Annotated in this window: 19 protein-coding genes; 3 read left to right on the top strand and 16 right to left on the bottom strand. The window is 29.8% G+C overall.

The window, feature by feature from the left end; all coding sequences use genetic code 11:
• Positions 1-111: 111 nt before the first annotated feature.
• Positions 112-756, bottom strand: coding sequence for a fructose-6-phosphate aldolase (fsa, locus tag OW763_RS10650; protein WP_268041118.1), 645 nt, complete (start codon positions 754-756; stop codon positions 112-114).
• Positions 757-893: 137 nt separating this feature from the next.
• Positions 894-2,258: a tRNA nucleotidyltransferase/poly(A) polymerase-related protein gene (locus tag OW763_RS10645; protein ID WP_268041117.1), complete on the bottom strand. Its 1,365-nt coding sequence runs from the start codon at positions 2,256-2,258 to the stop codon at positions 894-896.
• Positions 2,259-2,903: 645 nt separating this feature from the next.
• Between OW763_RS10645 and OW763_RS10640 the strand changes: the two genes are divergently transcribed.
• Positions 2,904-3,149 carry an AbrB/MazE/SpoVT family DNA-binding domain-containing protein gene (locus tag OW763_RS10640; RefSeq protein WP_268041116.1) on the top strand — a complete coding sequence of 82 codons (246 nt, stop codon included), beginning with the start codon at positions 2,904-2,906 and terminating at the stop codon, positions 3,147-3,149.
• A 227-nt stretch (positions 3,150-3,376) separates the two neighbouring features.
• Here OW763_RS10640 and OW763_RS10635 read toward each other — a convergent pair whose 3' ends face one another.
• From OW763_RS10635 to OW763_RS10595, 9 genes are all read right to left on the bottom strand, one after another.
• Positions 3,377-4,501, bottom strand: coding sequence for a C40 family peptidase (locus tag OW763_RS10635; protein ID WP_268041115.1), 1,125 nt, complete (start codon positions 4,499-4,501; stop codon positions 3,377-3,379).
• Between the two features lie 248 nt (positions 4,502-4,749).
• Positions 4,750-5,592 (bottom strand): 16S rRNA (cytidine(1402)-2'-O)-methyltransferase, encoded by an 843-nt coding sequence (gene rsmI, locus OW763_RS10630; protein WP_268041114.1) that lies wholly within the window; start codon positions 5,590-5,592, stop codon positions 4,750-4,752.
• A 21-nt stretch (positions 5,593-5,613) separates the two neighbouring features.
• On the bottom strand, positions 5,614-6,363 hold the full coding sequence (locus OW763_RS10625) for a tRNA1(Val) (adenine(37)-N6)-methyltransferase (RefSeq protein WP_268041113.1): 750 nt from the start codon (positions 6,361-6,363) through the stop codon (positions 5,614-5,616).
• A 223-nt stretch (positions 6,364-6,586) separates the two neighbouring features.
• The gene (locus OW763_RS10620; protein ID WP_268041112.1) at positions 6,587-7,621 is read right to left on the bottom strand and encodes a M42 family metallopeptidase; all 1,035 of its coding nucleotides are present in this window, start codon (positions 7,619-7,621) and stop codon (positions 6,587-6,589) included.
• An 84-nt stretch (positions 7,622-7,705) separates the two neighbouring features.
• Positions 7,706-8,680: an ABC transporter ATP-binding protein gene (locus tag OW763_RS10615; protein ID WP_268041111.1), complete on the bottom strand. Its 975-nt coding sequence runs from the start codon at positions 8,678-8,680 to the stop codon at positions 7,706-7,708.
• Positions 8,681-8,695: 15 nt separating this feature from the next.
• Positions 8,696-9,679, bottom strand: a complete 984-nt coding sequence (locus OW763_RS10610; protein ID WP_268041110.1) for an ABC transporter ATP-binding protein — start codon at positions 9,677-9,679, stop codon at positions 8,696-8,698.
• A gap of 12 nt (positions 9,680-9,691) precedes the next feature.
• Complete coding sequence (locus OW763_RS10605; RefSeq protein WP_336296891.1) at positions 9,692-10,597, bottom strand: ABC transporter permease; 906 nt, start codon at positions 10,595-10,597, stop codon at positions 9,692-9,694.
• Positions 10,598-10,625: 28 nt separating this feature from the next.
• Positions 10,626-11,555, bottom strand: a complete 930-nt coding sequence (gene nikB / locus OW763_RS10600; RefSeq protein WP_268041109.1) for a nickel ABC transporter permease — start codon at positions 11,553-11,555, stop codon at positions 10,626-10,628.
• Between the two features lie 81 nt (positions 11,556-11,636).
• Positions 11,637-13,202: an ABC transporter substrate-binding protein gene (locus tag OW763_RS10595; protein ID WP_268041108.1), complete on the bottom strand. Its 1,566-nt coding sequence runs from the start codon at positions 13,200-13,202 to the stop codon at positions 11,637-11,639.
• Between the two features lie 581 nt (positions 13,203-13,783).
• Between OW763_RS10595 and OW763_RS10590 the strand changes: the two genes are divergently transcribed.
• Both OW763_RS10590 and OW763_RS10585 read left to right on the top strand, forming a co-directional pair.
• A complete protein-coding gene (locus OW763_RS10590; RefSeq protein ID WP_268041107.1) occupies positions 13,784-14,137 on the top strand; it encodes a CidA/LrgA family protein in 354 nt (117 codons plus the stop codon).
• A complete protein-coding gene (locus OW763_RS10585; RefSeq protein ID WP_268041106.1) occupies positions 14,134-14,835 on the top strand; it encodes an LrgB family protein in 702 nt (233 codons plus the stop codon). Before OW763_RS10590 ends, OW763_RS10585 begins: the two co-directional genes overlap by 4 nt.
• 41 nt (positions 14,836-14,876) lie before the next feature.
• Here the strand turns inward: OW763_RS10585 and OW763_RS10580 are convergent, their stop codons facing one another.
• The 5 genes from OW763_RS10580 to OW763_RS10560 all read right to left on the bottom strand — a co-directional run bounded on the left by OW763_RS10580 (position 14,877) and on the right by OW763_RS10560 (position 17,588).
• Positions 14,877-15,050 carry a DUF362 domain-containing protein gene (locus OW763_RS10580; protein WP_268041105.1) on the bottom strand — a complete coding sequence of 58 codons (174 nt, stop codon included), beginning with the start codon at positions 15,048-15,050 and terminating at the stop codon, positions 14,877-14,879.
• 97 nt (positions 15,051-15,147) lie between these two features.
• Complete coding sequence (locus tag OW763_RS10575; protein ID WP_268041104.1) at positions 15,148-15,351, bottom strand: heavy-metal-associated domain-containing protein; 204 nt, start codon at positions 15,349-15,351, stop codon at positions 15,148-15,150.
• 12 nt (positions 15,352-15,363) lie between these two features.
• Positions 15,364-16,284: a PSP1 domain-containing protein gene (locus OW763_RS10570; RefSeq protein ID WP_268041103.1), complete on the bottom strand. Its 921-nt coding sequence runs from the start codon at positions 16,282-16,284 to the stop codon at positions 15,364-15,366.
• Between the two features lies 1 nt (position 16,285).
• Positions 16,286-17,230, bottom strand: a complete 945-nt coding sequence (locus OW763_RS10565; RefSeq protein WP_268041102.1) for a DNA polymerase III subunit delta' — start codon at positions 17,228-17,230, stop codon at positions 16,286-16,288.
• Between the two features lie 28 nt (positions 17,231-17,258).
• Complete coding sequence (locus tag OW763_RS10560; protein WP_268041101.1) at positions 17,259-17,588, bottom strand: cyclic-di-AMP receptor; 330 nt, start codon at positions 17,586-17,588, stop codon at positions 17,259-17,261.
• Between the last annotated feature and the right edge of the window lie 51 nt (positions 17,589-17,639).

Raw genomic sequence — 17,639 nt, 5'->3', positions numbered from 1 at the left:
TATCATAAACTGTTAATTACCTATTATTAATTCTTAATTGCACAGAAGGTACCATAACATTAAAGTTATGATACCTTCTTAAATTTAACTTATTACAGTTTTAAACTTATTTTATGCTCTTGTGCTATTATAATCTTCTAAGAATTTTTCTATACCTTTATCTGTAAGTGGATGTTTTAACATTTGCATAAGCACTTTGTATGGAACTGTTACTATATCACATCCTACTTTTGCAGCTTCAAGTACATGCATAGGATGTCTTATGCTTGCTCCTATTATTTCTGTTTCTATACCATAAATATCAAAAACTTCTGCTATATCAGCAATAACTTGTATTCCATCATTTCCTATATCATCTAATCTTCCAGCAAAAGGACTTACATAACTTGCACCTGCTTTAGCAGCTATTAACGCTTGCTGTGCTGAAAAAATTAAAGTTACATTTGTTCTGATTCCTTCTTTTGATAAAATACTTACTGCTTTTATTCCTTCTTCACACATAGGTATTTTTATTACTATATTTTTATGTATCTTAACAATTTCTCTAGCCTCTTCTACCATCTTACCACATTCTAAGCTTATAACCTCAGCACTTATAGGCCCATCAACAATTGAACATATTTCTTCTACAACTTCTTTAACATCTCTTCCTTCTTTTGCTATCAACGATGGATTAGTAGTAACTCCATCTAAAATCCCCCATTTACTTACTTTCTTTATTTCTTCTACGTTTGCTGTATCAATAAATATCTTCATTTTATATACCTCCCTAAAATATGAATAAACCTTCTTAATTCTATTTATCTATACATTGTACCATATATTGTATTTAAAATATATTTATTTATACTCTTTAAATAGCCACTGTACGCTTTTAAAATTGACTATCACCTTTACCCTTTAATCCACTTTATTGCTTCTTCTCTGCTATTTATTTGGCCATAATAAGTCAATCTATCTAGCTCTTCTAAAATTTCCTTAATCTGTTCTCCTTTTGCTCCTGTAAACTCTATTATTTCCTTACCATTAAAAAATCTATTTCCTTTAACTTTTTTATATAAACTATACTCTTCAAATAATCTTTCAATATAATTGATAAACTCTTCTTCTTCGTTATCTGGATCGTATAGCATCTTGGTTGCATGCATATCGCAATAAGAAAGAGTTAAAATATACGGTATATATTCGTTATATCGTGAAAAGAATTTGTAAAAACTTTTCTTAGGATTTTTAACCTTGTTTTTACAAAGACTTAAAGGATACATATGAGCCTCAACTAATTTTATAATAAGCTTTTGTGCACGTTTTGGAAATCCTAATTTTCTACACACTTCACGCATTATTATTGCTCCCTGCTCATCATGTCCAATAAAGCTCACTCTTTCTCCTATTTTTCTATAGCATTTTGCTTTTCCTATATCATGACAAAACGCAGCAAATGCAGCATATTCTCTTGTTTTGAATTCTCCAATTTGTTCATTAAATATATTTAACTCTAACCCATTTATATTCTGCTCTTGTTGTAAAACTTCTTTAAAATTTTTATAAACAAGCTTCATATGAGTAAAAGCATCTTCTATATGATATTTACATTTCCCTATAACTTTAAGTTCATCTACATATGGTATTAAATTTTTTAATACATGATATTTATCTAACTCTTCAAAAGCTATACCGTTATTATCATGTTCTATTATTTGCATCAATTCACTCAATATTCTTTCCTTAGGACAATCTTTTATGTATTTACTTTCTTCTATAATATGTTCTTGACAACTTTTACTAAAATGCATATCATATTTTATTGCAAATCTAAAGGCTCTTAATATTCTAATTTTATCATTTTTTATGCTATTGGGACTTACCTCATGAATAATTCTAGACTTCATATGTTTTCTACCATCAAAAATATCAATTATCTTATTATCTATAAGTTTAAGAGCCACAGCATTAATTGTAAAATCCCTACTCTTTAAATCTTCTTCTATATCATTTCCTTTTAGCTCAGCAATATCTATAATAACCGCTTCTTTAGAAGCTCTATATATCCCTTTATCCTGCTTTAATGGAAATACACTATATCCTTTTTCTTTTAGTTTATTTATAAATAAACCTATATTGCCCTCATAAATAATATCTATATCTTTAATGTTATTTTTATGATTGGTCATTTTATCTCTTATATAACCACCTATTATATATCCAGTACCACCAATATCATTTAAAATATTTTTTATATCTTCAACTGCAAATTTCATAATCTCACCTACTTTATATATACTATAAAATATAAATCAGGTAATATTTATACTTTATAAATTTTTCAATTATTAATTATATCATACATCACTATGTTTATTCTTACCTATAAAATTTTTCTTATTTTTTACATTTTTAAATTTTTACCAAACTATAGATATATTTTTTGATTAATTTATAATATTCTGGAATTAACTAATTAATAATATTTGTTATTAATTAGCATTAAAATCCTTATATTACCCAAAAACCCTATATATATATTTTCTTGATATTTACTTAAAATACTTTTTCGACACTAACTTAGGCATTATCCATTTAATTACTATTTTATTGAATTAAACTCCATACTTTTCTTTTTTCCTATTTAAGGAAGTTGAACTCTGATTTTTTGTACAACCCCTTGATATCTCTACGCTAAAAACAATAGTAAATTTTTGTATTTTTATTTCAAAACATATTGACATTTGAATAATTTGGTAGTATATTAACTTTAGATGGAATTTAATAAGAATTTTGTAACTTAATCAAAAAAAAATCATTTTATATATTGACTTCATTTGTCATATTTGCTATTATTTAAGTAGATGGATGTCGAAAGATGTAAAATTATAATATTAAATTAATTTAAGGAGGTAGAATTAATGAAATCAACAGGAGTAGTAAGAAGAGTAGACGAATTAGGAAGAATTGTTATCCCAATAGAATTAAGAAGAACTTTAGATATCGCTGAAAAGGATGCTTTAGAAATATATGTTGACGGTGAACAAATAATCCTTAAAAAATATGAGCCCGCTTGTATTTTCTGCGGAAACGCTAGAGACGTTGTAAACTATAGAGGAAAAAACATCTGTAAATCTTGTTTACAAGAAATGAAAGAACAAGTTTAATACATCGATTATTCAAAAACCTTGTAATTAATTTATAAGGTTTTTTTATTTTTATTTAAAAAAAGCTAGAATAAAATAAAAAGAGTACAACGCAATATTCTTATAGTTGCATGTCAGCTTCCTAACACAACATATCAACTAAAAATATCAATACATAATTTTAAAAATTTACAACTACAGATAAATAAAAAGAGTACAAATCTTAAACATTTGTACTCTTTTTTATTTTACATAACTCGTCTTGCTGTTGCGTAATCTGATCTTCCTGATAAAGTACTTATTTTAACTACATCACCAGTTCTAGGTGCATGAATGTAACATCCGTTTCCTACATACATACCTACATGATGTATTGTTCCTCTACCACCACTATATGCAAAGAATACTAAGTCTCCTGGTTGTAATTGACTTTTGGGAACATATTTTCCGGCTCTAGCTTGATCTCTTGAAACTCTTGGTAATCTAACTCCAAAATGTGCATAAACATATTTCATTAATCCAGAACAATCAAAAGAATTAGGTCCTGTTGCTCCCCAAACATAAGGTCTTCCTAAATAATTCCTTGAATAAGCAACTACCGCATTTTGTGATATAGGTGCTGATCCTCTTGATGGATCATATTTAGGAACACTTGCACTCATCTTATCTATTAATTTTTTTGTTTCTGTTATTTGTCTTTTATCAGATCTTATCTTATTTGCATATAACGTTTTTTTGTTTTTAGCATCTTTAACAAGCTTGTCCTGTTCTTGTTTATCATTCTTGAGCTTGGACATTTTTTCTTCTTGCTTAACTTTCAATGAAACTAATTGTTGCTGTTCTTGTGCAAGTTCTTCTTTTTTTCTTTTAATTTCATCTTGCTTTTCTTTTAATTCTTTAACTATCTTCTTATCAAGCTCAGTAAGTTTTTTTACAGCTTCTGTTTTTGAAAGTAAATCACTCATATCCTTTGAACCAAGAATTACATCTAAATATCCAGATGAACCTTTTTTATACATTGCTCTCATTCTTTGATTATAAAGTTCTTGTTCATCTTCTATATCTTTTTCCGCTTTTTCAATATCTTTTTCTGCTTGTTCAACACTATTTGTAATTTCTTTTATTTTAATTTTAGTATCACTTATTTCGCTCATTGCAGTTTCTATTTGATCATCTAAATGTTCAATCTTTTGTTCAATGTTTTCTACTTCTCTTCGTGCATCTTTGTAATCTGAGTTATGTTCGCTTAATTGATTTTGTTGATTTCTAAGCTTGTCCGATAATGGACTTGCAAGAACTGAAGTTGTACTAATTGTCACCATTAATACGGCTGCCGTTACCACTGAAGCTAATTTTTTATGCACTATACACATCCCCCTTTAACTCATATCTTATATGTAACGAAAATTTATGTAATCTTATTTACTATATATTACTATCATATTTGTAACCTATTTGTAACACAAATTCATATCTTCTATTACATTATATCATTAAATATTAAACATTTGTAGGTAAAAAAAATGTTAATTTTTTCTTTTAAAATGGCGCTGCAAATAGCTTATACACATTAGCTAAAGTTATTTGCAGCGCCATTTTATTCTGCATTATATAATTTCATTTACAATTCTAAAGAGTGTTTATACACTTCTGATTTAGGAATTTTTCTATCTTTAGCAGTCTTTTTAATAGCCTCTTTTTTATTAAGTCCTTCCATTATATATTTTTTTATATGCTCTTCAATACTTAAGTCTTCCCATTGAGCCTTTTGATCTCTTTTTATTTCTTCTTCACTTTTGCCTTCAACTACGAGAACATATTCTCCTCTTGGATTTTTCTCTTTATAGTATTGCATAACTTCTTCTAAAGGCAGCCTTATTATTTCCTCATGCATTTTTGTAAGTTCTCGACATATTGAAATTTTCCTATTACCTAAATTTTCATACAAAAATTCTAAAGTTTTAACAAGCCTATGTGGAGCTTCATAAAAAACTAAGGTTTCCTGTCTCTCTTTTAAATCTTCAATAACTGCCTTTCTATCTTTGTTTTCTCTTGGTAAAAATCCTCTAAATAAAAATTTAGTAGTATCTAATCCTGAATGCACAAGGGCCGTAGTCACAGCAGTAGCCCCTGTTAGCACCTCAACTTCTAGGTTTTCCTCAATACATTTTTTTATAACAACACTTCCTGGATCTGAAATTCCAGGAGTTCCTGCATCTGAAACTAAAGCTATGTTCTTACCTTCTCTTAATTTACTAATAATATCATCACTTTTTGTGTTTTCATTAAATTTATGATAACTTATAAGAGGTTTTTTTATATCAAAATGGTTCAAAAGCTTCAAGCTCTGTCTTGTATCCTCCGCAGCTACTATATCTACATTTTGCAAAGTTTCAAGCGCTCTTAATGTTATATCCTTTAAATTTCCAATAGGAGTTGGAACTATATATAGTTTACCGCTCATATTTATTCTTCCTTTCTAAAATCAAATTCTTCTTCCATAAATCTCATCTATCTGTTTTGAGTATCCACCTTCATCATTATACACATAAATAGGAGGTTCCCATTTTAAGAATGCTCCGCCATCACGCTGTCCTTCTATCAATACAATATTAGGTGCTTTTTTAGTATTGGGATGTATCATTTGTATTCTCTTAGGTTCTATTTTATGTTTTCTCATTAGAGTTATAATATCCACAAGTCTATCTGGTCTATGTATCATATACATTCTTTTATTATCCTTTAATAGAATTCGACAAGCAATTATTACATCTTCTAAAGTACAACACACCTCATGTCTTGCTATTGCAAGTTTATCATTAGGATTTACAATCCCTGAATTGCAAAGTTTATATGGAGGATTTACTGTAACAACATCCGCCTTTGGTAAACTTTTAAGAAGCTCTAAATTTTTAAGATCTCCATTCACAAAATCTAGTTTTCCTTCTAATCCATTAAATTCAACTGACCTTTTAGCCATTTCAACCATTTCTTCTTGTATTTCTATTCCAGTTATTTGTGAAGGTTCTCTTTTCCCTGCTATAATAAAGGGGATTATTCCTGTTCCACTACACAAATCTATAACTCTAGCTTCTTTTTTTACATGTGCAAAGTTGGCAAGCAGTACTGCATCTACACCAAACCTAAACCCTTCTTTTTTCTGTATAACATGCAAACCCTTCAATTGTAAATCATCTAAAGTTTCATCTGTTCTGATTAGTTCTTCTCTATTCATCTATTCACCACTTTTATTCAGAATTTAAGAATATTGCAAAACAATATTCTTATATTATACATTATCTTGCCTTGTCTTTCCAAACACAAATCAGATTCCATTGTATCAAACTCAAGTTAGCAATACCCATTGTAAAAAAATATCCTTTTACAATGGAATTTTTACCAAACCCAAAGAAAAGGATATTTTAAGAATTATATTCTAAAAACAATAGATTTTATTTTTACTCTGTAATATATTTTACAAGCAGTTTAACATTATTTTCAATAGAACTTATATGAGTTCTTTCATAATGATGAGTAGCATCAACTCCAGGTCCTGCACATGCAAAATTAACATCAAATCCATTTGTCGCTGCAATACTTGCATCTGAACCATATCTATAATGAACATCTACTACATAATCAATATCATTTTTCTCACAGATATCAACAAGTTTTTTTCTAAATTCAAAATCATATGGAGTACGACTATCTTTTGCACAAATTGTAACCTTAGTTTCTTCTGATGTTTGGTGATCTGCTACCGTACCTATATCAAGAGCTAAATGTTCCTTAACCTTTTCTGGAACAATCGCTATTCCATGTCCTAATTCTTCGTAATTGTTGATGTAAAAATGAGTAGTATACTTAGGTTTTATATTATTATCCTTAAGATATTTAACTAATCCAAAAATAGCAGCTACGCAAGCTTTATCATCAAGATGTCTTGATTTTATGAAACCTTCTTTTGTTACCACTGTTCTTGGCTCAAAATATACGAAATCTCCAACATTAATACCTATGTTTAATACATCTTCCTTTGTTTTTACAAATTCATCAATTCTAACTTCCATGTTATCATCAGTTCTAAGAGTTTCTCTAACTACATCTGAATGAACATGTATAGAAGCTTTGTCAGGCAAAATTGTTCCTGTAAATTCTTTACCCTTTATTGTCTTTATAGTAACATTTTCTCCTTCTACTGAAGACCATGCAAATCCACCAATCTGTACTATTTTAAGTCTTCCATTTGGCTTAATTTCTCTTACTATAGCTCCTAATGTATCTATATGAGCAGAAATCATTTTTTGGTTTTCATTATCTTCTCCTTCAATAGTTGCAATTAAAGCTTTTTTCTTAGTCTTTACAGTAGTTACTCCAAATTTCTTAAATTCTTCATCCAGCATATTTATAGACACATCAGTGTCTCCAGCTGGACTTGGAACTGATAGTATTTTAAGCATAAAATCTTTTACATAGCTCATATCAATGTTCATTATATACTCCCCCTATTTTTCCTTTTATTTAACTAAATTACATAATTAACCAGCACCCACTTTAAATCTATCTTTTATTGTACTTTAAGATTTACTTAAATTATTAGCAAAGTGACATGCTACATATCTTCCTGGTTCAATTTCCTTTAAATCTGGTGACTTTTGTTTACATATATCCTTACGGTATCTGCATCTTCCATAGAATCTACAGCTATCTGGTGGTTCTACAGGACTTGGTACATCTCCTTCTAATATAATTCTTTCTTTTTGTACATCAAGTTTTGCAATAGGAATAGCCGAAAGTAATGCCTGTGTATAAGGATGTAGCGGATCTATAAATATAGATTTATAATCTGAAAGTTCTACAATTTTCCCAAGATACATAACAGCAATTCTATCACTTACGTGTTTTACAACACTTAAATTATGTGCAATAAAAAGATATGTAAGTCCCAACTCCTTTTGAAGGGTTTTCATAAGGTTTAGTATCTGGGCTTGAATACAAACATCCAGAGCTGAAACTGGTTCATCTTGAACAATAAATTCAGGATTTAAAGCAAGAGCTCTTGCTATTCCTATTCTCTGACGTCTTCCACCATCGAGTTCATGTGGATACGCATTAGTCAGTCTTTCAGCTAGACCAACTATATTCATTAGTTCACTAATTCTTTTATCACTATCAGCTCTATTTTTATATACTTTATTTACATAAAGCGGCTCTCCTATAAGTTCTGAAACTGTAAGCCTTGGATTCAAGCAAGAATATGGATCTTGAAAAACTATCTGAGCTTTCTTCCTAAATTCCTTCATATTACTTTTATTGTATTTTAAAACGTCTTTACCATGAAATAAGACTTCTCCACTAGTAGCTTCAAGAAGCCTTATCATCAGTCTTCCTGTTGTAGATTTACCACATCCCGACTCTCCAACAAGTCCTAAAGTTTCTCCTTTATTTATAAAAAAGCTTACATCATCTACTGCATGCAGCATACCTTTTTTTGTTTTAAAATGCTTTTTAAGATGATTAACTTCAATTAATTTTTCTCCTATTTTCACCATTTGCCTTCCTCCCTATTATTTATTTTGTTCCTTTTCATATAAAAAACAAGCTGTAAAATGTCCTGATTCAACTTCAACCATTTCAGGCTTAACCTTAGAACACTTATCCATCGCCTTAGGACATCTAGGGTGAAAAGGGCATCCTGTTGGGAGATTAGTAGGATCTGGTGTCATCCCACTTATTACATTTAGTTCTTCTTGTTCTGTATCCAAATCAGGGATAGAGTCAAATAACCCTACCGTATATGGATGCAGTGGATTTAAATATAGAGACCTTTTATCCGCATATTCAACTACATTTCCAGCATACATAATCGCAACTTTATCACAAATTTCTGCAACCACGCCCAAATCATGAGTAATCATAATCATAGAAGTATCATATTTATCTTTTAAATCTTTCATAAGCTCTAATACCTGAGCTTGTATTGTTACATCAAGTGCCGTAGTCGGTTCATCAGCAATAAGGAGAGTAGGGTTACAAGCAAGAGCTATAGCTATAACTACTCTCTGTTTCATTCCACCACTAAATTGATGAGGATAATCATTAACTCTCTCTTTTCTAATGCCAACTACTTCCAGCATATATTCTGCCTTCTTTAGTGCTTCAGCCTTATTTACATTTTCATGAAGCTCAATCATTTCTCCAATCTGTTGTCCTACTGTCATTACAGGATTTAATGAAGTCATAGGATCTTGAAATATCATAGCAATTTTATCTCCAAGTATTGCTCTCATTTCTTCTGAAGATTTTTTTAACAAATCTTCTCCTTCAAAAAATATCTCCCCATTAACTATTTCCCCTGGTGGATTTGGTAACAGCTGCATGATTCCCAATGCTGTAGTAGTTTTACCAGCACCAGTTTCTCCAACAAATCCAAGCGTTTCCCCCTTACCTAAACTCAAATTTAAGTTTTCAACAGCGCGAACTATTCCGTTATCTGTTTTATAATGTATGATTAAATTTTTTATATCTAATAATTTTTCAGTATTACTCATAGTATATCTCTCCTAATTCTTCAATTTTGGATCCAACGCATCTCTCAATCCATCACCAAGAAAATTTAAAGCCAAAATAGTTATCATAATAGCAAGTCCTGGAAATAATGTCATATAAGAATAATCTCTAATGTATCCTCTTCCTCCTGATAACATTGCACCCCATTCAGGAATAGGAGGTTGAATTCCAAGTCCTATAAAGCTTAACCCCGCTGCTGTTAATATAGCAAAAGCAACCCCTAATGTAGCTTGTACCATTATTGGTGCTAAACAGTTAGGTAGTATATGTTTACAAATAATTCTTAAATCACTTGAACCAACTGCTTTTGCTGCTTCAACAAATTCCTGATCTCTAATAGAAAGCACAGAAGCACGAACAATTCTCGCATATTGCGGAATAGATGATATACCAACCGCTATCATAAGATTAACAAGTCCAGGTCCTAGTGAAGCTGCAATAGATATTGCAAGAAGTATCTGGGGTATAGATAGCAAAATATCCATAGCACGCATGATAAGATTATCCATTTTCCCTCCATAGTAACCTGCAACAGCTCCTAAGAATCCTCCAATGATTACCGAAATACTAACAGCTATAAACCCTACTTCAAGAGAAATTCTAGAACCATATACTATACGACTAAATATATCTCTTCCAAATTCATCAGTTCCAAATAAATGAACAGCAGACGGTGATTGGAAAGCAATATCAAGATTCTGCTCATCGTAACCATATGGTGCTATAAACTTTGCGAATATAGCAGTTAATATTAGTATACCAATGATTACTAATCCAGCCATAGCCATTCGGCTTTTTGATAATCTTTTCATTATTTCTGAAAAATTACTTTTCTTTTTTCTTTTTTTCTTTATTGTTTTGTCCATTTCTTTATTCGTAATTTGATTTTTCTTACTCATCAGATTATGACCTCCTTTCTCTTTTTTACTATTTATATTGTGCCTTTATTCTTGGGTCAACATATGCATACAATAAATCTACTAATAAATTTACAATACTAAAAACAATCGCTATGTAAAGCACTCCACCTTGTACAATAGGATAATCTCTCATTTTTATAGATTCAACCATAAGTCTTCCAACTCCTGGTATAGAAAAAATTGCTTCAGTAAGTACAGCTCCTCCAAGTAAAATACCAAATTGAAGTCCTGCTATTGTAATTATAGGTATTAGCGCATTACCTAAAGCATGTTTTAAAATTACTTTACTTTCTTTTTGTCCTTTCGCTCTTACTGTCCTTATGTAGTCTTGACGTATTACCTCAAGTACACTAGAACGAGTCATACGCGTAATAATAGCTACCGATTGTGCTCCTAATGTTATCGCTGGTAAAATCATATGTTTAAAGCTATAGAACCCAGATGCAGGAAGCCAATGCAGTTTTACTGAAAATAATAATATTAATAATAGCCCAAGCCAAAATACAGGCATCGATATTCCTATAAGCGCGACTATCATCACGCTAGAATCAAACAGCGAATACTGCCTTATTGCCGATATAATCCCAAAAGGAATACCTATAATAACTGCAAAAAACATTGAAAGCGCAGCTAATTTTAGTGTTGCTGGAAAAACATTCATTATTTCATTAGATACTGGTCTTTTAGTTATATAAGAACGTCCTAGATCATGATTCACAACTGCTTTATACACATAATTCCCAAATTGAACAAAAAAAGGTTTATTCAACCCCATGTCCTCTCTCAACTGATCAACTGATTCTTGTGGTGCCTGCTCTCCTAAAACCATTCTAGCAGGATCTCCTGGTGTTAAATACAATAATGTAAAAACTATAAGAGTAACACCAATCAATACAGGAATCAATGATAAAATTCTTCGGAAAACATACTTTATCATTTATTCTCCTCCTCATAAAATTCATCAAAATATTAAATAAGAGCATAGGTAACCTATGCTCCTATCAATTATATATATATACTATTTATTATCTGCAAAACGAACATTATATAGAGCATGATATCCAAATGGACTTGGCTTAAATCCTTCTATATTGTTTCTAACTCCTACAACTTCTTCTGCATTATCTAAAAATACCCAAGGTGCTTTTTCTCTTATAAGCTTTTGAACCTCATAATATACTTTTTCTCTTTCTGGTGAATCTTCTAATGTTCTACCTTTTTCAATTAATTCATCAACTTTAGGGTCACCAAAGAATGTAAAGTTATTATTTCCCTTCATAGAAGAGTGGAATGGTCCAAACAAAGCCATATCAGGATCTGGTGTTTGACAAGCCCATCCAACTATAAACATATCTTGTTTCTTTTCTTTAAGACCTTGAAGATATGCTCCCCATTCAAGAACTTGTATGTCAATCTCTATGCCAACTTGTTTTAATTGATTTTGAATTATAGTTGCCATATCTATTCTTTCTTTTCTATCATTTGTCCATATAGTTGCTTTAAATCCATTAGGTTGTCCAGCTTCAGCTAATAATTTTTTAGCCTTTTCAATATTATATTCTGGTTCACCTAAGTTAGGATTAAAGTATTTTACATTTGGTTCAACAGGACCTACTGCAACTCCTCCAACGCCTCTAAATACTGATTTAACTATAGCTGGTGTGTTTATAGCATAGCTTATTGCTTGACGAACCTTTTCATTGTTAAATGGTGCTTTTTCACAGTTAAATCCAAGGTAAGTTAGTGAATTTTCCATAACTCTCATAGTTTTTAAGTCTTGATTATCTTCAACTCTTTGAACATCATTTGGAGTTATAGAATAAGCAATATCTACTCCGCCACTTTCAAGTTCAATTGTTCTATTTGTTGCTTCTGGAATAGCTCTTATAACTAAGTTTTTATATGCAGGTTTTTCTCCATAATAATCGTCAAATCTTTCTAAGACAACTTTATCTCCCTTTGCCCAACTAACAAATTTAAATGGGCCTGTACCTACTGGATTCATTCCATAATCGTTTCCAGCTTCCTTAACAGCCTTTTCATTTAATATACATCCACCGCCAGTATGAGTTAGTGATGGTAAAAATGCTGAAGATGGTTTTTTAGTCTTGATTACAATAGTATAATCATCAATAATTTTTATACCATTAGGATCAACATCTCCAACTATATGTTTAATAGCTGCAGCATTAGGTGAAATTGCTCTTTCAAAAGTAAACTTTACATCGCTTGCTTTTAGCTCTTCACCATTATGGAATTTAACTCCCTTTTTTAAATAAAATTTATAAGTTAAATCATCTAATTTTTCAAACTTTTCTGCAAGTTGAGGTACTACCTCGTTTTTATCATTTAATGTAACTAAGTTTTGATAAACTTGTTTCATAACATTTGAAGAAGCTACATCATTTGTTGCATGCGGATCTAATGATTTTGCATCATACATAGTTGCAACTGTTACTGTATCCTTTGCTTTTTCAGATGTTTTTGCTGAATTCCCACTGCTGCCACATCCTGAAAACAAAGCTGTACATAATGTTACTGACAGCACTAAAGTGCACAGTCTACCTATTTTTCTTTTTAACATTTATTAGTCCCCCTTTTTTATTTTAAAACATCAATCATCTTAAATAGTTTTCCATAGTAGAAAAATATATTTTTGCATAACAAAAGATGCATTTTTTCAAAAGTAAGAATTTAAAATATATTCTTATATAAAACTATTTTTACATAATTGCATTTTTTTATTAATTATAGTTACAATTTGTTAATAAGTCAATCTTTTTATTGGTAATAATTTGATTGATTTAAATTTATTCATATCATTTGTAATAAATATCCATAATAATTATTCTACTTTTTTATCTTCTCAAAGCACTTGATATCACTGGAAAACACCAACTTCATATCTGAAAATTTTTGCTAGTTTAAACTATAAAATTATGATAACCATTACAATATGCAGAATAATTTTGCTAAACTCTCTTTTCATTTAATTAAAGCTTTATAACAAAAAAGTTGTATTATATATACTAAATGTTAAAATTTTAAATTTTACCATTTAAACTGATTATTATAACTGCTTTATTAATAACCAAAAAATAACTATTCTAAGCATAAGTAGCTAAACTAAGCAAAGTAATTAACTGAAAAGTAGGAGGTGTAATTTTGAAATTATTAAGACAAGCTAGCATAATACTTATTATTTGCTTTTTAGGTGAAATAATACACTCAACATTTAATCTTCCTATTCCTAGTAGTGTTCTTGGTATGCTAATTTTATTAGCCTGTTTGTGTTTAGGACTAATTAAGTTAGAAATGATAGAAAATATCAGTAATTTTTTATTAGATTACTTAGCTTTTTTCTTTGTCCCTGCTGGCGTAAGCTTAATCTCTTGTTTCTCATTATTAAGAGATAAGTGGCTCCCTATACTCACTATTTCTCTTATTTCAACAGTAATCATAATATCAGTCACTGGAATAATAGTACAATTAATAATAATAAGGAGAAAAAACATATGAAAGAATTTATTTGCAATCCTATTTTCGGAATATTAATTTCACTAATTGCATTTGAAATAGGATTTTTTATTTATGCTAAAACTAAATTAGCCATATTTAACCCTTTATTTATAAGCATTATCTTAATAATAACTTTTTTAACAAAATTCAATATTAGTTTAGAAAATTACAATAAGGGTGCTCAATTTATATCTTTCTTTTTAGGACCAGCAACAGTTATATTAGCTGTACCTTTATATAAAAAAATTAAATTATTAGAAGAAAATGCACTACCTATTATAATAGGCATCACAAGCGGATCATGTATAGGTATAACCTGTATAATATTCATGTGTTACTTATTTAAATTAGACAGACCTCTAAATATCTCTATGATTCCTAAGTCTGTTACTGTACCTATTGGAGTGGAAATTTCTAAACAATTAGGTGGTATTCCAGCTGTAACAGTTGCAACTATAATTTTAACTGGAATAATAGGTGCTATTATAGGACCTTTTATCTGTAAATGCTTTAAAATAAAGAATAAAGTAGCTATTGGCATAGCTATAGGTACAGCTTCCCATGCTGTAGGAACTACAAAAGCTATAGAAATTGGTGAAACTGAAGGCGCCATGAGCGGACTATCAATAGGTCTAACTGGATTGATAACAGTTTTTATAGCTCCTTTTATATTTAAAATATTCAATACATTTTTATAAAATAAAAAAGACCGTCTTTTTTTCTGACGATCTTTTTTATTCTATTCTTCAGGTGAAATTGCTCCAACTGGACATACATTTGCACAATTTCCACAATCAATACAAGCAGCAGCATCAATTTCAAATTGAGTATCTCCTTGGTTGATTGCTCCAACTGGACACTCTGAAGCACAAGCTCCACAACTTACACATGCGTCACTAATTTTAAAAGCCATAAAAAGTACCTCCCCAACCTTTTAAAAACGCCTTAACCTAAATAATGTAATATATGTTATTATTTTACCATACATAAAAAATTTTTAAAAGCCAGTTTTATAGAACCGTATATCCCATATCCTCTAATAAATTATAAATATCATCCAGTTTTATAAAATAATTATCATAAACAATGTCAATCTCTTTATTATCTTTTTTTATCTGGCAAGCAATTACACCTTCTCTGCTACTCAAAGCACTTCTTATATTGGACACATCTTTTGTAGAACGCATATTAGGAACTTTTATGATTTGCTTCATCGCTTTTCCCCCTTAGTCCTCTTTTAGTAGTTCCTTAATCTGCTCTTTATCTGCACCTTCAGTTTGCAACTTAAGTTCCTCTTTATTTTCATAACTATCATTTTCGTTGTATTCATATCCACCAGAAATTAGCTTTGCATCCTGCATACGTACTTCTTGTATTATCTCTTCTTGATCTTCAGTTTTCACTTTGATCTTTACACTCTCCTTAACTACACTGTTACTTATAACCTCACCAGTTCCAAATGGAGTTTCCACTATTGAAGCAACTCTTGGTAATTCCTTTTTAATATTTTCATATGTTAATTGTTCGTAATTTAAACAACACATAAGCCTTCCACATATTCCTGATATTTTAGATGGGTTTAAAGATAAGTTTTGTTCTTTTGCCATTTTTATAGAAACTGGTGCAAAATCCCCTAAAAAAGATGAACAGCACATAGGTCTTCCACATGGACCTAATCCACCTATCATTTTTGCTTCATCTCTCACTCCAATTTGTCTTAATTCTATTCTGGTTCTAAATACAGCAGCTAAATCTTTTACTAATTCTCTAAAATCAACTCTTCCATCTGCTGTAAAATAAAAAATAATTTTATTATTATCAAATGTATATTCAACATCTATTAGCTTCATAGGCAAATCATGCTTTTGTATTTTTTCAACGCAAACATTAAAAGCTTCTTCTTGCTTTTTCTTGTTTTCAAAATCTTTCTCGACATCTTCATCTACAGCTTTTCTTATCACATTCTTAAGAGGCATTATTATTTCTTCTTCCAAAATATCTTTGGGTCCTATAACACACTTACCAAATTCTATTCCTCTTACAGTTTCTACTATTACATTCTCACCAATTTTAACATCTAATTCATTAGGACTAAAATAATATATCTTACCTGATTTTTTAAAACGTATTCCTACAACTGTTATCATATTAAACCTCCTGCATTTTTAACAACATCAAGTCAAAAACCAATATTGAATTAACTCTTCTATCTAACTTTTCTCGTGTTTCAGTTATTATATCAACTATTTTATTTAATTTTTTAAATGAATATATATTAGAAAGCTCTATTAAATCTTCGATTTTATCACTATTTATTACTATTTCCTTTTTACCTATATCCTTATAAATCATAATATCCCTAATATACGAAATAAAACAGTTTAAAATTTCATTCCATTGATCCTTATATTTATAAAAAAACGATTCATATTCTTTAATTTTAGATGGTTGTTTTTTGTACACTGTAAATAATATTTTTAGTATAATATTCCTTATTTCTTTAAAAGAATCATCTTCCAAAAATATTTTACAGCGACCTGGTATTCCTTCACTAAAAGCCGTAACTGATTTTATTTGTTCCTTTTCTATATCTGAATACTCTCTCAAAATATATGCTTCTATCTCTTTATCATTTAATCTTCTCAATTTATGAATTTGACATCTCGATCTTATTGTTTCCAAAACAAGTTCTAAACTTTCGCTGAGTAATATTATAGTAACTCCTTTAGGTGGTTCTTCTATAGTTTTTAAAAAAGCATTTTGTGCTTCCATGGTCATTTTATGTGCTTCATAAACTATAATTACTTTTTTATCCCCTTCATATGGTTTTTTATTCACTTCTTTTATAATATCTCTTACTTCGTTTACCCCAATAGATTGTTTGTTTTTAAGAACTCTCCATTCTATTATATCAACATATCTTCTATTCTCATGTCTACCTAAAACTTTTAAAGTTGTTTCTTTTGCAATAAGGCTTTTACCTAGTCCATCTTCACCTATTATAAGATGAGCATGAGAAAAATTTCCTGTCTCAATTGAATTTTGAATTTGTTCTTTTATTAATTCATGTCCTATTATATTTCCAAAGCTCATCCTTTGCCTCCAAATCTTATTTCCTAAATCATACTTTCATAAACTTATCAACATCCACTACAAAAACAGTAGCTCCTCCAACTTCGACCTCAACAGAATATGGAACGTAAATTCCCGTTGATCCTGTTACAGGTGATGGTGTTGAAACCACTTGTTTTCTCCTCTTACATGTATCTTTGATAATAGAAATAACATTATCAACTTCTTCTTTTTTTACACCAGTAAGCAACGTAGTATTTCCTGCTTTTAAAAATCCTCCAGTGGTTGCTAATTTAGTAACCATATGACCAGCTTCAGTAATTGTATCTATTAAGTCACCAGCATCCTCATCATGAACAATGGCAATTATGAGTTTCATAACTATACCTCCTAAAATTTATAACTATTTCGATATATTAATATTACATCA

It is taken from the genome of Clostridium aestuarii, assembly GCF_026735135.1.
Taxonomy (GTDB): Bacteria; Bacillota; Clostridia; order Clostridiales; family Clostridiaceae; genus Clostridium_H; species Clostridium_H aestuarii.
The sequence above is the reverse complement of the archived record's forward strand: the minus strand, read 5'-3'. Positions and strand labels throughout refer to the sequence as shown.